This is a genomic window from Reichenbachiella sp. (assembly GCF_039941815.1).
GTDB lineage: Bacteria > Bacteroidota > Bacteroidia > Cytophagales > Cyclobacteriaceae > Reichenbachiella.
On sequence record NZ_JBDVDW010000061.1, the window covers coordinates 198,809 to 218,452 of the forward strand.

The 19,644-nt window shown below is 40.4% G+C and carries 16 protein-coding genes; 10 read left to right on the forward strand and 6 right to left on the reverse strand.

The window, feature by feature from the left end:
• The first annotated feature begins 15 nt into the window (after positions 1-15).
• Genes crtI through ABJF11_RS14935 form a run of 6 tightly spaced genes read left to right on the forward strand, consistent with a single transcriptional unit; the run spans position 16 to position 4,449 of the window.
• Entirely contained in the window at positions 16-1,497 is a 1,482-nt protein-coding gene (crtI, locus tag ABJF11_RS14910) for a phytoene desaturase family protein (RefSeq protein ID WP_348120720.1), read from the forward strand.
• Positions 1,481-2,317: a phytoene/squalene synthase family protein gene (locus ABJF11_RS14915; protein ID WP_348120721.1), complete on the forward strand. Its 837-nt coding sequence runs from the start codon at positions 1,481-1,483 to the stop codon at positions 2,315-2,317. The genes crtI and ABJF11_RS14915 overlap by 17 nt, the downstream gene beginning before the upstream one ends.
• Positions 2,317-2,769, forward strand: a complete 453-nt coding sequence (locus tag ABJF11_RS14920; protein WP_348120723.1) for a hypothetical protein — start codon at positions 2,317-2,319, stop codon at positions 2,767-2,769. Before ABJF11_RS14915 ends, ABJF11_RS14920 begins: the two co-directional genes overlap by 1 nt.
• A gap of 3 nt (positions 2,770-2,772) precedes the next feature.
• Positions 2,773-3,285, forward strand: coding sequence for an isopentenyl-diphosphate Delta-isomerase (gene idi, locus ABJF11_RS14925; protein WP_348120725.1), 513 nt, complete (start codon positions 2,773-2,775; stop codon positions 3,283-3,285).
• A complete protein-coding gene (locus ABJF11_RS14930) occupies positions 3,282-3,740 on the forward strand; it encodes a carotene hydroxylase (RefSeq protein WP_348120727.1) in 459 nt (152 codons plus the stop codon). The genes idi and ABJF11_RS14930 overlap by 4 nt, the downstream gene beginning before the upstream one ends.
• 1 nt (position 3,741) lies before the next feature.
• Complete coding sequence (locus ABJF11_RS14935; protein ID WP_348120728.1) at positions 3,742-4,449, forward strand: lycopene cyclase domain-containing protein; 708 nt, start codon at positions 3,742-3,744, stop codon at positions 4,447-4,449.
• On the opposite strand, the gene pafA is transcribed toward ABJF11_RS14935, so the two are convergent.
• Complete coding sequence (gene pafA / locus ABJF11_RS14940; RefSeq protein WP_348120729.1) at positions 4,422-6,056, reverse strand: alkaline phosphatase PafA; 1,635 nt, start codon at positions 6,054-6,056, stop codon at positions 4,422-4,424. The genes ABJF11_RS14935 and pafA overlap by 28 nt on opposite strands.
• Positions 6,057-6,171: 115 nt before the next feature.
• Here pafA and ABJF11_RS14945 point away from each other — a divergent pair, with 115 nt between their 5' ends.
• From ABJF11_RS14945 to ABJF11_RS14955, 3 genes are all read left to right on the forward strand, one after another.
• Positions 6,172-7,581, forward strand: coding sequence for an HD domain-containing protein (locus ABJF11_RS14945; RefSeq protein ID WP_348120731.1), 1,410 nt, complete (start codon positions 6,172-6,174; stop codon positions 7,579-7,581).
• Between the two features lie 38 nt (positions 7,582-7,619).
• Positions 7,620-8,324, forward strand: coding sequence for a hypothetical protein (locus tag ABJF11_RS14950; protein WP_348120733.1), 705 nt, complete (start codon positions 7,620-7,622; stop codon positions 8,322-8,324).
• A 146-nt stretch (positions 8,325-8,470) separates the two neighbouring features.
• Positions 8,471-10,855, forward strand: coding sequence for an ABC transporter permease (locus ABJF11_RS14955; RefSeq protein WP_348120735.1), 2,385 nt, complete (start codon positions 8,471-8,473; stop codon positions 10,853-10,855).
• Between the two features lie 86 nt (positions 10,856-10,941).
• Here the strand turns inward: ABJF11_RS14955 and ABJF11_RS14960 are convergent, their stop codons facing one another.
• The 4 genes from ABJF11_RS14960 to ABJF11_RS14975 form a co-directional block, all read right to left on the reverse strand.
• Positions 10,942-12,168 (reverse strand): hypothetical protein, encoded by a 1,227-nt coding sequence (locus ABJF11_RS14960; protein WP_348120736.1) that lies wholly within the window; start codon positions 12,166-12,168, stop codon positions 10,942-10,944.
• 90 nt (positions 12,169-12,258) lie between these two features.
• Positions 12,259-13,041, reverse strand: coding sequence for an outer membrane lipoprotein-sorting protein (locus tag ABJF11_RS14965; protein WP_348120738.1), 783 nt, complete (start codon positions 13,039-13,041; stop codon positions 12,259-12,261).
• A gap of 59 nt (positions 13,042-13,100) precedes the next feature.
• Entirely contained in the window at positions 13,101-15,497 is a 2,397-nt protein-coding gene (locus ABJF11_RS14970; protein WP_348120740.1) for an MMPL family transporter, read from the reverse strand.
• 136 nt (positions 15,498-15,633) lie between these two features.
• Positions 15,634-16,095 carry a MarR family transcriptional regulator gene (locus ABJF11_RS14975; protein WP_348120741.1) on the reverse strand — a complete coding sequence of 154 codons (462 nt, stop codon included), beginning with the start codon at positions 16,093-16,095 and terminating at the stop codon, positions 15,634-15,636.
• A 315-nt stretch (positions 16,096-16,410) separates the two neighbouring features.
• Here ABJF11_RS14975 and ABJF11_RS14980 point away from each other — a divergent pair, with 315 nt between their 5' ends.
• Entirely contained in the window at positions 16,411-16,569 is a 159-nt protein-coding gene (locus tag ABJF11_RS14980) for a hypothetical protein (protein ID WP_348120743.1), read from the forward strand.
• Between the two features lie 148 nt (positions 16,570-16,717).
• On the opposite strand, the gene ABJF11_RS14985 is transcribed toward ABJF11_RS14980, so the two are convergent.
• Positions 16,718-19,483, reverse strand: coding sequence for a phosphoenolpyruvate carboxylase (locus ABJF11_RS14985; protein WP_348120745.1), 2,766 nt, complete (start codon positions 19,481-19,483; stop codon positions 16,718-16,720).
• Positions 19,484-19,644 lie beyond the last annotated feature (161 nt).

Sequence of the window (19,644 nt, forward strand, 5' to 3'; positions counted from 1 at the left end):
TATGTACTTTTGAATATGAAGAAGTCTATAGTTCTCGGTGCCGGAATCAGTGGATTGGCGGCTGCTGCAACACTGGCTAAACACGGCTCGGCTGTAGAGGTTTTCGATAATCATGCTGCAGCCGGTGGAAGATGCCGAATCATGGAGGCCAATGGGTTCAAATTTGATTTGGGGCCAAGTTGGTACTGGATGCCTGACGTCATGGAGAGGTTCTTCAACAGGTTTGACCGAACCGCCGCAGATTATTTTGACCTGAAACAGCTCGATCCAGGATTTAGAGTATTCTTCTCAAAAGAAGATTTTTTAGACATCCCAGCGAACGTAGAAGATCAAAAGAATCTATTCGACACGATTGAACCAGGTGCTGGTGACCAACTGGCCGCAGTACTTGCTGATTCGAAAATCAAATATGATGTTGGCATAAACGACTTGGTGTACAAGCGATCTGATTCAATTTTTGAATTCTTTTCCTTGCCCCTACTCGCTAAAATGGCTCAGCTTGGAGTGCTGCAGTCTTTTCACTCCTACATTAGAAAATACTTCAAAGATCCAAGGCTAATTGCGCTTATGGAGTTTCCGATTTTGTTTCTGGGAGGCACGGCCAAATCTACACCATCACTGTATAGTTTGATGAATCATAGTTGTTTTGCACAGGGCACCTTTTACCCCATGGGCGGATTCAACCGACTCGCTACGGCCATGTACGATTTATGTATTGAGCTTGGCGCTAAATTTCATTTCAGCACTGATGTAGACAACATAGAAATTAAACAGAAGCTGGCGCATACTCTAGGCGGCAATGAAATGGATGGTTTGGTATCATCCATCGACTATCATCATTTTGATAAACACATTCTAAAAAATAGCAATAGTAACTACAGTGAGAAGTACTGGGGCAAAAGAGTGTTTTCGCCTTCAGCATTAATATTTTACCTCGGTGTAAAAGGAAAAGTCAAAAATCTCATTCATCATAATTTATTTTTTGATGAATCTTTCGATCAGCATGCCGAACAAATATACAATCAACCTCAGTGGCCAGACAAACCCTTGTTCTATGTTTGCTGTCCGTCTAAGAGCGATGTAGACGTTGCTCCGGCCGGTGACGAAAACTTGTTTGTACTCATGCCACTTGCCCCCGGCCTGGAGGATACTACGGAGCTTCGTGACAAGTATTATGAAATGCTCATGAATAGATTGGAAACCATGACACGTGAATCCATTCAAGACAGAGTTTCTTTCAAAAAATCATACTGTATAAATGACTTTAAGAAGGATTACAACTCATATAAGGGCAATGCCTACGGCCTTGCCAATACTCTAATGCAGACCGCGTTTATGAGGCCAAAAATGAGAAACAAAAAAATTAAAAACTTATTCTATTGCGGACAACTCACGGTTCCAGGACCGGGAGTACCTCCCTCGATCATCTCAGGTCAGGTGGCTGCTGCGCAGTTAATGTCGTACTACAACAACCAATCCTATGAAACATATCTATGATGAAGTAACACTTGCTTCAAGCAAACTAATCACCAGAAAATATAGTACCAGTTTCTCATTGGGCATATATTTTTTAGACTCCAGGATTCACAATGAAATATATTCTATTTATGGATTTGTGAGGCTGGCTGATGAAATTGTAGATTCATTTCATGGATATGATCAGGAGAGTATGCTAAAGGAAATCAGAAGAGAGACTGAGGCAGCGATCAAAAACAAAATCAGTATTAATCCTGTGCTGAATGCTTTTCAGCTCACGGTAAACGAATACAACATAGAATGGGAGTTAATCGATACTTTTCTGAAAAGTATGGAAATGGACTTGACCGAAGAGGCACACGATGTGCATTCATTCGACTCCTATATTTTAGGTTCGGCAGAGGTGGTTGGTCTCATGTGTCTTCGAGTATTTACCAACAAAGATGACAAGCTCTATCAAGAACTCAAGGGGTTTGCTATGAAGCTGGGCTCGGCTTTTCAAAAGGTCAATTTTTTAAGAGATCTTAAGGCCGATTACCAGGAGCTGGGACGCAGTTACTTTCCGAAGGTTGATTTGAGTAAATTTACAACTGTAGATAAGGAAATGATCGAAAAGGGTATAAACGATGATTTTGACGCCGCACTGATTGGAATCAAAAACTTACCCAAATGCGCCAAATTAGGTGTGTATCTAGCCTATATCTACTATAGAAGTCTATTTAACAAAATTGTAAGACTGAGTCCCGATCGTGTGATGAACGAACGGATAAGAATTCCAAATTATTCTAAATTTGGGTTGATGTTCGATTCTATCATTAGATACAAGCTCAACCTGATATAATGCTTCTGAACGTATTGATATGTGTGGCCTGGCTTCCTACAGACAACATCGAGTTGTTGAGAAAGCAATATTTAGATGCAGCGATTGACAAGTCGAAATTAGAACTATTGGTAGAATCCTGTCAGAAATTGGATACTACGACTAAGAGTTCGGAAAAAGGATATTGTACGATGATTCATTTTTTGAAAGCAAAGAATGCTTTTAGTCCGTATAAAAAGCTAGATGAATTCAATCAAGGCAAAAAGAAACTGGATGAGCTGATCGCAAAAGATTCAACCGATATCGAGTTGAGATACTTGAGACATTCTATACAGGTAAGGGTACCCTGGTTTCTCAACTATCATGATGACATAGAACAGGATCAGAAATTTATGTCTGGAAATTTGGATGAGGTTTCAGATTCTATAGCATTTAATCTAATTTATGAATACTTAAAAAACTCAGAAGAATAATACATGGAAGAAGTAGTGCTAGTAGACGAAAAGGATAATGTAATCGGTAGGTCCGAAAAGCTGGAAGCTCACAGACAAGGACATTTGCATCGCGCATTTTCGATCTTTATCTTCAATACGAAAGGGCGAATGCTACTACAGCAGCGAGCTGCTGATAAGTATCATTCTGGAGGACTTTGGACCAATGCCTGCTGTAGCCATCCCCGACCGGATGAGTCTACTCCTGAAGCGGCCAATCGTCGACTGAAGGAAGAGTTGAATATGGAGGCTGTTCTCGAATTTATGTTTTCATTTCAGTATAAAGCTGCCTTCGAGAATGGTTTGATCGAGCACGAATTAGATCATGTATTTGTAGGTACCTCAGACGAGTCTCCCACACTTAATACCGACGAAGCCACGGCCTATAAATATGTCTCTACAGATGAGTTGCTCATAGATATCAATATCCGACCAGAGGCTTATACCTTCTGGTTTAAAGAAATAGTTGACAAGGTGATTAATAATTACAAGAAATGATCTGGATCAAAAACATTGCAGTCTTACTTCTCACAGCCGCATTTATGGAATTTGTGGCCTGGTTTACACATAAATATGTAATGCATGGATTTTTATGGTTTCTCCATAAGGATCATCATGACAAGACTTCTAAAGGCTGGTTTGAAGACAATGACTTCTTTTTCTTGCTATTTGCTATTCCAGGCATTTTGCTTATTTATTTTGGCAAAGACAACCCCATGAATGACTTGAGGCTCTGGATCGGAGCTGGGATCACACTTTATGGGTTTCTATACTTTAGCATCCATGACATCTTTATTCATCAACGCTTCAAATGGCTCACCAGATCGAATCACTCCTATCTCAAGTCAATTCGAAAGGCTCACAAAGTGCATCACAAGCATCTCGGCAAAGAGGATGGTGAATGTTTTGGTATGCTCGTAGTGCCAAAAAAATACCTAAAAGAGTATAAATAAGATGAAATCTTATACGTATCTCATCATTGATTTTTTCACAATTCTAATTCCGTTTGTCTTTAGTTTTCACCCAAAACTAAGATTTGATAAAAGATGGCCAGCCTTCTTTCCTGCCATGGCTATTGCAGGTTTTATCTTTCTAGTCTGGGACGAATATTTTACTCGAATGGGAGTCTGGGGCTTCAATCCTGACTATCTGGTAGGACTATCGATCTTCAATCTACCCTTGGAAGAGATACTTTTTTTTGTTTGTATTCCATATGCCTGTGTATTCACCTATCACTGCTTCCAGCGACTCAAAATCAATCCCATTCCTTTATCCGCCTCACACTGGATCACTTCAGCACTAGTGATTTTACTTGGCACCTTATTAGCGTTTCATTGGGGCAAGTGGTACACTTCAGCCACATTTCTACTCCTTAGCTGCACGCTGATTTATCTTCAATGGATAAGAAAAATGAACCTAAGTGCGTTCTATTTCACCTATCTCATTCTGCTCGTTCCATTTGGGTTGACCAACGGCATTCTCACCGGATCGTTTATTCCCGAAGAGGTCGTTTGGTACAACAACGATGAGAACCTAAACTTCCGACTGGGCACTATCCCATTCGAGGATATTTTCTATGGTATGATGCTGATTCTATGGAATGTAGCTCTGATGGAATATTTCTCAAAAACCGATCATTCGAACAGCTCCGCCGCTGGCTGACCAGTGCAACCTGATGGAAACTTAATATTCAGTAGAGTTGCTACCGAAGGAGCTATATCCGTAATTGGATGATACGTAACGGTACTACCCTGATTGATGCCCCATCCATAAAAGATCATAGGCACATGTGTATCATAAGAATAACCCGAACCATGCGTCGTTCCTCCATTCTTCTTGTGCCAGTCTGACAACCACCCTGCACGTAGTGTATATACTATATCGCCTGACATCTGACTATTCAAGCCGGCTGCCAGCAATTTCACATCCAGGTCATTTCCAGCATAGCCGGCAATGGTTTTCGCATCAAAAGCGGAACTAAAACCTTCCATGGTATTCAGTTTGTTGATGATAAATATTTTGATCTCCTGTATGTCAAGTTGTTTTTTTCCAATCTCTTCTTTATTCAGAAATACTTGATGATTGCTTACATTTTCTATCAGTTGGTCAGAACCAAACTTCTCTTTCAAGGCGTCGAGCATCTCTTTTTTCCGCTCTGACGCTAAGGTATAATCCGTAGTCTGACCTTGCTCCTGTAGATAAGCCGGAATATCGGCTACTGCATGATCTGCAGTGAGAAACATACTCCAGTTGCCTTCTCCTAGTCGGTCATCAAGCGCCTTCATCAACCTTTCCAATTCGAGATCGAGACGAATATATGCATCCTGAATTTCCTTTGAATATGGACCGAAGGCATGGCCTATATAGTCTGGTGAAGAATAGCTGATCGCCAAAAAATCCGTGATATCATCCTGTCCCAGCTCTTCTCCTGAAATAGCTTCTAACGCCACGTCTGTTGTGATCACACTGCCATATGGAGTAACTCTCATCAATTTATAAATATTGGTAGATTTATCAAGTTTGCTAAAGTCATAAGGAAATACTGATGGAAGTCCACCCAGATCGGTAGCTTCATAAGGACGATCATCTCTCGCACTTTCTACATATTCGGCTGTGGGTTTGTAAGTATCCCAGCCTTGGCTCATATAGGCTTTAGCCAATTTCTTTTTGTTGAAGGCGGTCAACCATTCAGGAAGTGACTTTTTGTAAAAGGTACTGGTAACAAAGTTTCCTGACTCAGAATCAAACCAATAGGCGCCAGTAGGATTATGACCTGCAGGTAGTATGGCTCCACGATCTTTTATAGCTATTCCGATTACCTTGGCTCTATTTTGAGTAAACAATCTCAATTCGTCCGTCAGGGTACTGGCTTTCAAATTTTTTGGTGATCGCTGACCGACCTTTCCTTTGCCACCTACTCCCTTCTGATTATTATCCTCCACACAGTACCGCTCTCTTTTCTCGTATTTATCATACCAGTCATTAGCGATTATCCCATGTACTCTGGGCGTTGTACCTGTATATACTGAAGCATGTCCAGGACCAGTATAAGTAGGTATATAGTTGAAATGCGCATTTTTAAATACAAATCCGTCTTTCAATAATCGCTTAAAACCACCATCTCCATAGTGATTACTAAATCGATGTAGGTATTCATATCTCATCTGGTCGACTACTACGCCAACAACCAACTTAGGTTTATCTTGCGATTGTGCCACGGACGTAGCGCCCCATGCGGCTACCATAATTAGAAGGCTAATTTTCCTCATTTTATTCTCTCGCTTAAATGCTATGCTTTGTAGATTCGAAATTAATTGAAGAATGACAAATCGTATTATCTCATTATTAACAAATTAAAATTAATTTTGAGCAAAGCTTAATTCATTGAATTTAAAATCACACCTCGTACCCGAAGAAATATTCTCTTCTGTGGCCTCCAGTGCTACAAAAATCAACCTTAGTGCCTTCGTAATTGGTGGATTCGTAAGGGACATTATTCTCAATAGACCTTCCAAAGATATAGATTTTGTATGTGTCGGCAGTGGAATTCAACTAGCTAAACAAGTAGCTCAGGATTTAAACAGTAAAAATCTATCTGTATTTAAGAATTTCGGCACCGCCATGGTACGACACAAAGATCACGAATTGGAATTTGTCGGTGCCAGGAAGGAATCCTATCGACGAGAATCCAGAAAGCCTATAGTTGAGAATGGCACACTAGAAGACGATCAGAATAGAAGAGACTTTACGATTAACGCTTTGGCTATCAACCTTGCTCCTGATGCCTACGGTGAGTTGATAGATCCCTTTGGTGGACTTGAAGACATCGAGAAAAAAATAATCCGAACACCACTCGAGCCTGCTATCACTTTCTCTGACGATCCTTTGAGAATGATGCGGGCGATAAGGTTTGCCAGTCAACTTACGTTTGACATAGAAGCAGATACTTTCCAAGCCATTATTGATCAGGCCGACAGAATCAGTATTGTGTCCAAGGAGAGGATTATTGATGAGCTCAACAAAATCATTCTGTCACCTACTCCGAGTTACGGTTTTAAACTTCTTTTTCAGAGTCAATTGCTGCATCACATTTTCCCCGAAATGATCGCGTTGCACGGGGTGGAAACTCGCAACGGCAAAACTCATAAAGATAATTTTTATCATACGCTTCAGGTGCTGGATAATATCTCGAAGAACACTGATTCGCTGTATTTGCGATGGGCTGCTATTTTACATGACATAGCCAAACCACCGACCAAACGATTTCATAAAAAAGCTGGTTGGACATTTCACGGACATGAAGATAGAGGCGCACGAATGGTGCCGGGTATTTTCAAACGATTAAAACTTCCGTTGAACGAAAAGATGAAATATGTCCAGAAGTTGGTGCGCCTTCATCTACGCCCAATAGCTCTGGTAAGAGATGAGATTACTGATTCGGCTGTCAGGCGGTTGCTATTCGAAGCCGGCGATGATGTCGATGATTTGATGACACTTTGCAATGCAGATATTACCACAAAAAACCCAATGAAGGTGAAGCGCTATTTGGCTAATTTTCAAAAGGTAAAACTGAAACTGGTCGAACTGGAAGAAAAAGACAAACTGCGAAATTTTCAGCCACCTATATCTGGTGAGGAGATTATGGAACGTTATAAACTGAAACCTTCCAAAATCGTGGGTGAGATTAAGAATGAAATCAGAGAAGCAATTCTCGACGGAAAAATTGAAAACGAAAGATCACAGGCACAAGTTTTGATGGAAGAGATTGCCAAAGCAAAGGGATTGGAAATCTAAAATGTAGCCATTACCTTGCAGGCCTTCAAGAAAAAATTATGAAAAAGACTTTATTATTATTAATCGTTTTAGCTGCAGTAGGATTGACAAACAATTCTAATGCTCAATCGGCAGATTCCTTAAGTTTTATCGATGTAGATGTACGAAAGAACATTGCCATCTTTGAGCTGGCGAGCCAATTCAATGATCAGGTCGTCGCTAGAGTCGCCCTATACAATCTCCTATTCTTTAGCAATGATCAATCAGCAGTACTCGATTCGCTGGCATTAATGTACTATAACATGAATCGCATGCCCTCTGTGGCGCTCGTCACTAAAGAAAACCTAAGGTTGAATCCTGATAATCAGGTAGCATTGGAGCTGGGGGCTATCGCGTTAAATCAATTGGGAGCAAAAGATCAGTCTTTAGACAATTATGAAAAACTGTTTCTCAAAAACAATGACAGCCGCACACTCTATCAGGTCGCTTATATGCAGTATGACCTAAAGAGGTATGCTGAATCTGGAACTTCTATAGAAATACTACTTAAGCGTACTGACATCGATGAGCTTAAAATGACTTTTATGAAGCTAGATCAGACGCAGCAAGAAGTATCCATGCGTGCCGCTGCAACAAATCTAAAAGGCCAGGTAGCTCAGGCAAATGGCAATATTCAGGAGGCAAAAGCATTGTTTTTGGAAGCAATAAATCTCGCTCCCGGATTCGAAGTGGCTCAAGTTAATTTGAGCAAAGCTGGAAAATAGATAACCATAAAATATTGAATGAAGTAAAAGCTGATTCACGTTGTGAATCAGCTTTTTTTTTTGATAAACGTCGTGCCATCCAAAATTAATCGCTTTGGATGGCAACTATTTTAGTCCCAATTTTATCATAACTAAAAAACTCAAGTATGATCAGAAATTATCTAAAGACTGCCCTTCGCTACCTCGCCAGGCAAAAAGGGTACACTGCGCTAAATATTGTAGGACTTACTATTGGTATCTCATCTAGTTTGATCATTGTACTCTATTTATATAATGAGTTAAGTTTTGATCAACATCATGAAAAGGCAGATCGCATCTACAGGATAAGTTCTGACATCCGAGAAACTGACGATGCTTTCAAATGGGCCGTCACGCAAAATCCACTCGGAGCGAAACTGGTATCAGAATTTGCGGAAGTCGATCAATATGTGAGATTCGCAGATAATGGACGCACAGAATTAGAGCTGGATGGCATCAGCTATTTCGAGAATCAGGTATTCAATGTAGACTCTACGGTATTTGATGTTTTCACTTTTGATTTCGTTTTAGGTGACGCTGAAACGGCACTAGATGCACCTAAATCTATCGTAATAAATAAAACAATCGCTGATAAGATTTTTAAGGGTTCCAATCCTATAGGACAATCGTTGCGAGTCGATGGAGGGGATCTATTTCAGGTAACCGGAGTCTATCGGGACATGCCCAAAAATGCTCACATTATTGCTGATGTGATGATATCGGTAGACAACCGACCCAACATGAGCAACAACAATTGGGGTGGTTTTAACATATTCACCTATGTATTACTCAACCCAACTGCAGACGCTGAGGCGTTCGAAGTAAAATTGGACGATGTAATTCAAGAGCACGTAGCTCCTATTTTTGCACAATTCAATATTGATGTGGTCTATGAATTGATCAACATCAAAGACATTCATCTTTACTCTGATTTTCAGGGTGAACCCCAGCCGCTCGGAGACATCACCTATATCTATATATTCTCCGCAGTGTGTGTTTTCATGATTTTCATTGCTTGTATCAACTACATGAATTTGGCCACAGCGAGATCGGTAAAAAGAGCTACTGAAGTAGGTATCAGAAAAGTCATGGGTGCTGGACGTAATCTTCTGATAGGTCAGTTTCTTACGGAATCAGTATTAATTACGCTGTGCTCATTTTTGCTGAGTATTATCATCGTGTTATTCATGATCCCAGTGATCAACAATGCACTTGACATTTCTCTAAAAATAGGCATGCTCGCACATCCATTGTTGTTAGGCATCATGCTTTTAATTTTGCTCATAGCCGGTATATTCGGAGGAAGCTACCCTGCCTTCTACCTCTCTGCCTTCTTACCCGCTGAAGTGCTAAAAGGAGGAAATTCAAAAAGATCAGGAAATGCTTTTCTACGAAGAACTCTTGTGGTCATCCAATTTGCAATTTCGATCTTTATGCTAATAGGTACTGCAGTCATTTATGATCAAATGCAGTATGTAAGCAGTAAAAATCTAGGTTTTGATAAGGAGCAAGTAATTACATTCAACTTTACCAATCGGGATCAGCGTAACAAATGGGATGTGCTGCGAAGCAAATTCTTGCAAAACCCAGACATCAAAGATGCCGCTACAGGTGGCTCCAGGCCAGGACGAGGATATGGAAAAAACTTGATGCGTGCAGAAATGGAAACAGGTGGGTTCGAAGAGAAAGGCATCAATGGTTATGCTATAGATTTTGATTATTTTAATACACTAAAGATAGATTTTGTAGAAGGCAGAAATTTTTCCAGGGAATATCCTTCAGATACTGCATCCTCTGTTATAATAAATGAAGCTATGGCGGCTCGGTTCAGTTGGTCAAATCCGATAGGAAAGCGAATTCAAACTATGGATGGGTCAGATACCACTATCGTTCTCAAAGTAATCGGTGTAGTCAAGGATTTTCATCAGCAGTCCTTATACAATCCTATAGAACCTCTTGCTTTCTTCTTAAATGAAAACAATAACAACGCAATAGTCAAAATTGACAAAAACCCCAAGGAAGCAATTAGCTCGATCAAGACAAGTTGGGAAGAAGTATTTCCAAACCTTCCTTTTGAATTCACTTTTCTAGATGAAGACTTTCAGGATCAGTATGAAACAGATCAGCTTAGAGGAAATCTATTTTTGGGATTTTCTTTGATGACCATAATCATCTCGTGCATGGGACTCCTTGGCTTAGCTTCGTTTACTGCCGAGCAGCGTACCAAAGAAATCAGTATTCGAAAAGTGTTGGGCGCCAATGTCGTTGGGCTGATTAGACTTCTTGTCAAAGATTTCATATTACTGGTATGTATCGCGGCCATTCCGGCATTTATTGTGGCTTGGTATTTCGCACAGAATTGGTTGCAAAACTTCGAGTATAGTGTGGAAATAAACTATTTCATCTTTCTTGGCGTGTTGCTACTGACTATGCTTATTACTATTTTATCTACAGGATTCTTTGCTTTGAAGGCGGCTACTTCTAATCCAGCGGAAAATCTAAAATATGAATAAGGCATTAGTCCTTCAAGACGTTCTATAGTATCGAGTGTCTTGAAGGACTAAAATTTAACCTGAAATATGCATTAGATAATCCAGGTTTAAAAGTACCACCCCAATTCAAATTTCAGAAAATCATCTTCTCTAAACAAGTAGATAAATTCTTCGGTACTTACATCCTGGAAAAGGCGCATTTCCAGATTGGCCTTGAAGGATTGTCCCAAACGGCGGCTGGCTTCCAGACTGACCAACCTAGTGCTTCTTTCTACATCCAGAATAGTTCCAAACAAGACCTCTGTACTCTGAGTATCATTGAACGCCAGTCTGCCACCAAGCAATACATCGCTTTGCAAACTGTTGAGCGCCCTGTCGCCCCGATCATCATAGAGGTACTCTCCCAATAGACCCAAATCGATCCCACTACCTCCTATGTTACCAAAAGTATATTCGATGCCTACATCAATCGCCTTCATATTTTGGATATCGCTTCGTCGAATAATCGATTCGAGTTTCCACAGAATAGGTCCAGTAGTGGCTTGTACATCCAACCCGGTTTGTTGGATGACAGGATACACACCAAAAAGTGATCCATCGTCGTTGATTCCCACGATAGGCTCCCTTCCTGTGCCATAAAAATGAGACAAACCAATATCAACCGGGCCAAAATAATGAGACCATCTGACCGCACCTTCCGGTCTGGATTCTTCCATTTCACTTTCGAAGTCAATCGTAGCCGTTGTGATTCTTTCAGGCGTACGGAGCCTTCCATCTACGCCTGGAAATTTCCTTTTTCTAAATAATGACAGTGCAAAAAAATCGAAAGTTCCTACATCAGTCTGGATGGACAAATGTGCCATCAGTTGACCTAGTTTTTGCTCACCATCAAAGGTTTCTAAGTTGTCAGTCTGATTGATAATATCCACCAGATGACTGGCCTCCGTTACTCCCCAGTAGATCTTCTTTAGTCCCAAACTAAATTCCCATTTGTCACTTACCGTCTGCCAGTATAATTCCCTGATATCCAGGTGATTTCGCTCAGAGTCAGTAAAATCTACACGCCCAAACCCAGTAAAATTGATCAAATGCTTACCGTCCGCCCATTCAATATAATATTCTGGTTGAATGCTTAAGGCTGGAAAATGATTTTTTTGACCGAGGTATAATCCATCGTTTGTGAAGAATCTGTATTCGAACCCCACTTGTCCAGAAAATTCGGTGTATATGCCATCAGATTGGGCATTTGCATGAGCTGATGCAAAAAGTAATACAGCGAGCAAAACCACTCGCTGTATTTTAAAAAACCAATCTAAACTACTCTTATCTTTCATCTGCATTGTTCGTATGGTTTCAGATAGAATCCTGACGCAAACATTAGGTATTGAAATTTCGAATACCAAAAGCAGTGCATCAGAATCAAGTTACCGCCCTGCTCTAATTAGGCTATTCTGAGAAAAATTAGAAGCGGTCAACCCAATCTTAAATTGATAATTTTCGAACTTCAGACTTGTTTTTTTACCAGTTTGATGGTTGACCATCAAAAACTCTCCTGCCCTCCAGTGTTTCCCCAGGTATTCGCGGTAGTTCAAATAGGTAAGTGTTTTTAACAGCACATTTTTACGATCATAAAACTCTGCCTTTTCTAGTCTATAGTTGGCTTTGTTGTACCAAATCAATTGGCGGGTATATCCTGATTTTGGGTCTACAGGATCTCTTTCTACCACATAGGCATCTTCTCCGTTCACCTGATCATCTTTGATATACTTATAAGTATACTTCTCTACTTCTTGTGAGGACAAGTCTTCATAGGCAAATTCACTCCCCATAAACGGTCCCGATTTGTTGTCCGACGAGATTCTTTTCACCCTCTTTATCGCTGGTAGATATAACCACTGATCATCAGACCCCTCTTTGTGTGTGTAGGTCAGGGTCGCTGTTCCTTTTACATCATTCGGGCTGTTGAATACGATGAGTGACTGATCCCCATCTTCGATCAGCTCGAGTGTTTTTGTTTCAAGATATCTGGTACTTTCCTGGCCATGCTTGTTAGTCAGAGTCATCGTAAGTTTTACCTCAGAGGATTCAAATCCTTCATCATATTTGGCTGCTTCCTGAGCTATTTTCAGACCTTTTTCTTCAGGGCTTTGAGCGAATAGCGATGTGGTACTGAGAAGTACAAAGGCTAATATTCTTATGCTTTTCATAGTATGTTTAGTTAAATGCGAGCCAGGCGCTACCCGGCTCTATAAAATGGTTTGTTTTATTAAGCTGGGCTTAGGCGACCAGACTCCAAAGTTGAAGACTGCGAATCGGTCTTTGATTTTGTACTCTTGCCCACATTGAGTAGTAATGCCGGTAACAGCAAGAAATCTAGTGCCAAAGCAAACGTGATAATCAGGACAGTCACCTTAGCCATTCCGCTGTTCATCCCGAAACTAGACTGAGCCAAAATGGCAAACCCTGCAACAAGGACTATGGTGGTCACAACAAGCGCTTTACCTACGGTATCGAATGCAAATCTGACCGCCTCTTCCTTAGATTTGTTCAACTCTCGTCTTGCTCTCAAATATTTAGATAAAAAGTGCACCGAGTCATCTACAATAATTCCGAGCGTCATACCGAATACAATCGAGATTCCTACATTGATGATCCCACTAGTAATTCCCCATACGCCGAAGCCGACTGCAACTGGCAGTAGATTGGGTATGAGACTAATTAGTCCATGGCGAAAACTGCGGAGTACAAACATCAATATCACTGAAATCAGAATCAATGCTGCTATACTTCCATTCATCATGCTGTCCACTTGTCTTTTGGTCAAGTGAGAGAACATCGTGGCCGCACTCGTGGCGTCAGAGTACATCGTTTCTGGCGCATTACTTTTGAGCCAGTTCTGAGCCTCCGCACCCAGGGCGATAAATTCCTTTGACGAAAGATTAGTTGTGGTCGCTATCAGTCTGGTTTCAGACTTCTCCACATTGATCTGATTATTCAGGTCCAGCCCAAATGGTAGAGACATCTCGTACAGTAATAAAAATTGTGCAGCCTCTTCTCTACTCTCTGGCACTTTGTAATAGCTCAGACTATCGCCGTGCATACTTTTATTGATTCTTCTCGCGATTTCAGAATAAGCACTTACGTGAACGACTTCAGGTTTTGACTCCAACCAGTACTCAAACTCTTCTAGTTTGTTGAGATAGTCAGGATCATTAATACCACCCTCTTCTCCTGATCCCAGCGAAAACTCCAGTGTATATATTCCGGTAAGGTTTTCAGAGATGAAATCAGTGTCTTGTCTAAACTGCACATCCTGATCAAAATATTTGATAAACTCTTCGTTGAATTCATTTTTTGTAATCAGAAGAGTGATCATCAATGACGCTGCGATAGAACCCCAAAGCACTTTCTTGTCATTTCTGATAACGAAGTCCGCCAGTCTTCCAAAAAATGAATTGATCTGAGCATCTCCGTTCTCTTGTGGTCTTACTTTGACCCGTACTGGCAAAATGGCCATCAGAGCTGGCAAGGTGAGGATCGAATAGGTAAAAGCTCCCAACATGCCAACAGAAGTAATATTTCCTAAATCATGGAATGGAGGGGAATCGCTAAAATTCATCGACAGAAACCCTATCACAGTAGTCAAACTAGTAATCATGACAGGCATAAAGTTTACTCGAATACTTTCAACCAGCGCATCATGTTTTGCCAGTCCCTTTCTCATGCCTTGCATGAATGTAATGAGCAAGTGTATACTGTCTGCCACTGCGAGTGTCATGATAATAGTGGTGGCCGCAGAGGATGGTGGTGTAAGCATGATTCCAAACCATCCGGCAAATCCCATCCCGGTCATGATAGACATAATAATCACCAACAACGTAGCAAATGTTCCGCTAAGTGTTCTGGTGGTCAAATAAATCGTAAGGATCACCACTAAAAACATCAACGGCACTAAGGATTGCATGTCTCCGTAAGCTGACTCCTGAAAAGCGCCAGAAAGCATAATCATTCCGGACAAATAGGTTTTCAAATTTGGATTTTCCTTCTCGAATTTGGCAGTAAGTGCTCTGACATGCGCTATGATCTCTGAGCCCTCCTCCATATTTTCTCCTGGTAGCTGAACGGTAATGTTCACAGCCGTGAGATCTGAATTCTCATTGATCAGTCTATCTTTCAGCAATATCTCCCCTATCGCAATTTTTTTGAGCTCTTCGATTTGCTGTGGAGAATAAGCGGATGAGTTTTGTATGAGATCATCTACATATAAATCGTCGGCTACTGCCTTTGTATGTTGAAAATTAGTAATAGCATCTACCCGAGTCGAATAAGGCGTTTGCCAGGCGTCCGCAGTGAGTTTCTCAACAGCTGCGAGTGTTTCACTGGTAAAAACCTTACCGTCTTTAGGCTCTACTACGATAAAGACGTTATCATCTTTAGTATACTTGTTTTGAAGGGCATCGAATGCCAACATCTGCGGATTATCATCACTGAAGAAAACATGATAATCACTATTGAAGCCAACGAAGCGACCTCCGCTTCCGACTATGGCAGTAAATCCTAGACTTACCACCAGCACCAACCATCTCCACTTAATTATCCATTTAGCGAAGCTGATCACTGATTGTTGTCCCTTTTCCTGGAACTCTCTGATTGCTTTTGTCATTAGTATCTGGTTATTGGATGAGCGGGCTTTCCAACATCAAATAGGTATAGATCGCCCTGTTTGGGTGACTATTACGACAACCAAATACTATGGTTTCAATATATTACGAAATTCGTACTATTTATTTTTAGAGATGCTATTTAGCCGTGGGTACATAGTTGACAAGATTAGAGGTAACCTTTTCCAACAAATAGATCAAATCTGCCTGTTCCTTGCTATTAAGGCCAGACAACATAGCACCTCCCATGTGATGGAGCGTACTCTGCAATAGATTAAATGAATCCTGGCCAAATTTGCTTAAGCCAATTTTTATGGTTCGACGATCTTCCTTAGAATGATATCTTTTTAGAAACCCTTTTTCTACTAATTTATCTATTACTCCGGTAGTAGTACTCACAGGAATCCCGAGAAAGGTGGCAATATCCCTCATAATAACGTCCTCATTTTTTCCCACGAAGATCAACACAGCAAAATCACGCTTACTGATATCCTTTGTAAGCTCGATACAAGTATTGTCCGCTTCTTGCATCTTCATCATCAATGCTTCAAGGCAATGTGTAAACTTCTCAATCTTGTCGTCTACGAATTCATTATTCATGAGGTGTGTACTTATCAGTTATAGGACTACTGTTTAAATCTACAAATATAATGTAAAATGAAATGTTATAATTCACCATACTAGTCAAGCGACAACCCGATAATTGCATATACCGGTTTATATTTTAGAAAAACCAAAGGTATAAAAATCTAAATTTGGTTATTAATTGTACTTTTTCGATGAGTAAAAGAAATATTCAGACATAATTTGTCGCATATTGTACTTTTCCAATTTTTTATTTTCTTTTTAGAATATGATTATTTATATTTGATTTATAATAATTCACAGTTACCTAAACATCTAAATCTGCAATCCATGTTACAAGCTCTATTTTCCCGCACAAAAGACACAGGACGAAACCTAAAATTAAAATTTAGTAAAGAAGACAACTCTTGGGTTGTATTGAAAGGACATAGCATTATGTTCATCGGTGGTGAAGATCAGTGCAAGACTTATATCACTAACTTCTCCTAAAAAAGAAATGAAATAGGGATTGAATTCCCTATTTTTTTATGGCCATACGCATCAGATTGTCTAGCGAATGGCCAACATAATCCACGCCCCTTTTCCTACCTACCTAATCTTGGCGGGTTGCTCATTTAGCTGCCTGTTTTTTTTTATCTCAACCAGTGTTTCGCATGGCACTGGCAATCGCATTGATACTCAGCATCAATTGACGCTGCAACTCATCTACATTATTTCCTTTAGCTTTTTCACTTCTCCAATTCTTGAGTAAATCAATCTGCTTTTGATGCAAATGTGTCATTAGTGACGATCTAAGATGGTTTGAATAGTAGTGGTTTTCTCGTCGTACTTCTATCTTTTCACCAAGTAGATCAAGCAAGAGCGCTCTGGTAAGCTCTAGTTCGGACAAGAACATAGATAAAAACTCCTCTTTGACCTGCTCGTCTTCGACCAATTGAGCATACGCTGAAATAATAGACTCGTCAGTTGCTGCCAGACTGGTATCCACATTGGTTAATACATATCTGATGAACGGATCATTGTTAGTAGCTTCTTTAAATCTCTGATAATCATCAGGGGTATTCTCCTTAAGTGCCTTTAGTGAAGAACCTACTCCATACCAGCTAGTCATATGAAATCTGGATTGGCTCCATGAAAATACCCAGGGTATAGCTCGCAAATCTTCCAGAGAACTAGCCCCTGTTCGTTTAGCAGGTCGTGAGCCAATCTTACTGTTTTCAATAGCATCTATTGGGGTAGCCTGTCTAAAGAATTGAATAAAACCTTCCTTATGCGTCAGTGCCTCATAGTGTAATTTGCTTTGGCGAGCCAAAGCATCCAACACATCTGCCAAAGGATGATACTGACGTTCGGATTTTTCATCAATGATAGTTTTTGAAAGAGAATTAGCTACTAGCAATTCAAGATTGTACCCGGCATTGACCTTGTTTTCATATTTCTGGGCGATGGTTTCTCCCTGCTCAGTCAATCTTACATTTCCTTGAATAGATTGGTATGGCAGAGCCTTAATGAAATAGTGTGTCGGTCCTGATCCACGGCTAATAGATCCTCCTTTTCCATGGAAGAATGTTATTTTCACTTTATACTTTTCGCCGATTTCACTTAGTTTGAATTGTGCTTTGTACAAATTCCATTGGCTGGCAATAATGCCACCGTCCTTGTTGCTATCGCTATACCCTACCATCACCTGCTGTCGTAAATTCTTATGGTTTCTCACCTTACGGAAATATTCAAGACTGCGCTTGGTAAAATCATGGTTTAAGAATCCGTCAAGAATACCAGGTCCGTTCTCCAAATCAAGAATAGTTTCGAGTAATGGCACTACGGGAATCTCACAGACCAATCCCTCCTTTGTCTGACGAGTCAAACCGGCTTCTCTTGCGAGTAGATAAACAGCCAGAAGATCCGATAAAGATCGTGTCATACTTACAATAAATGACCCTATACCCTCTGTTCCATATTTAGATACGTGTGATTCTACCACTCGAAAACAAGATAATACCGCCTTGGCATTGTCTCCTAGCTCAGCTTTCTCATGAGTAAATGGACGATTAGATTCCAGCTCTTTATTTAAAAAATCGAGTCTCTTTTCTTCATTCCATTCAGAGAAGCTAGTGTCTTCGAACTGCGCAGCTTCCAATAGTTGTTCTATGGCGAGGTCGTGAAAAGCGCTATTCTGTCGAATATCTAGTTTGGCAAGATGAAAACCAAACGTTTGTACGTTGCGAATAGTAATATTGACATCGTCATAAGCAATAGATTGAGCCTTAAAGTCTAGCAAACTTTGTTTGAGCAAGTTCAAATCCCCTACAAGTTCTTGAGCTTGCAGGTAGCAACCTGGATGTTCTGACAATTGGGTAGCATGGCCTCTTTGAGTATCCACGGGAAGCTTGGCCAATATAAGATTGGTGTATTGTCTAAAGACTTCTCCCTTGTTTCTCTCAAATGCTTCATTTCCAACTGATCCAAGTTCCGTAATCATTTGCTTGATCCTCAGTTGAAGTCCTTTGCTACATGCGTCTAGCTCACAGGCGAAGCTCAGCTGTCTGACCAGAGCAATCAATTTGCGTCGTATCACTACGAAAGCATTTAGACGAAGTAGATCGAGCGTCTCAGCTGTAACTGTATCAGTGACTAGTGGATGGCCATCACGATCACCGCCAACCCAATTCCCAAAACTGATTTTGGGAAAGCTGTGATGCTCCAGTAAGCTTAATTTGGATAAACCACAAGCCTTCCACGCCTGAATCAATCGTCTATCCAATACTGGGATTACCTCTGGGAATACATTGACGAGGTAATGTATAATGTTTCGTAGTTCTGAGCTGAGATCAGGCTTTTCCATGTAGATTTCACCTGTCTTCCAGAGTCTGAAAAGCGTCAGTTTAATGTTGTGACGTATATTCAGCAGTTCTTTATCTGAATACATCTTATTCTCAAGACTCACAAGCAACAAATATAAATCTCTGTGATGGTCAAGTACAGTTGCTCTCTTTGCCTCTGTTGGATGTGCGGTCAATACAGGCTCAATCTGTATTTGAGGCAGTTTTTCGAGGATCACCTGCTCGGTGACACCAAGATCAAGAAGATGTTTGATATTGTTGGCGAATAATCCTCGTACCGTGGATAGTTCCTTATCGTTCTCAACAGAACGTCTGTGCTGAACCGCACCATTTACTTCTGCCATATTCACTAGTTGAAAAACGAGTGAATACATCTGAATATGCTTATCTGTCAGCTGGACACCATTGTCAAATGAGTATTTGTTGATAAAAGGAATTTCGTTTGCGATACTTTCTTCCCCATTTTGTATCAAAACCTCCTTTAAACACGTCAATAAAAACTCGAAATCCTGGTACGGTTTCCCCAATCTTTCCTTTACTTCCTCTAATATCGAATTCATTCCCAATTAAATTATGAATATTGTAAAAATTGGGTGTGGATGTTGTCAAATGTTATGGCAATTTAAATAATTATTGCAAGGAGACATAAAATTAATTGATTTTATTAAATGATAACTAAACCAAGAATAGATTGAAAGATATCAAGACTAATTGCATTTTA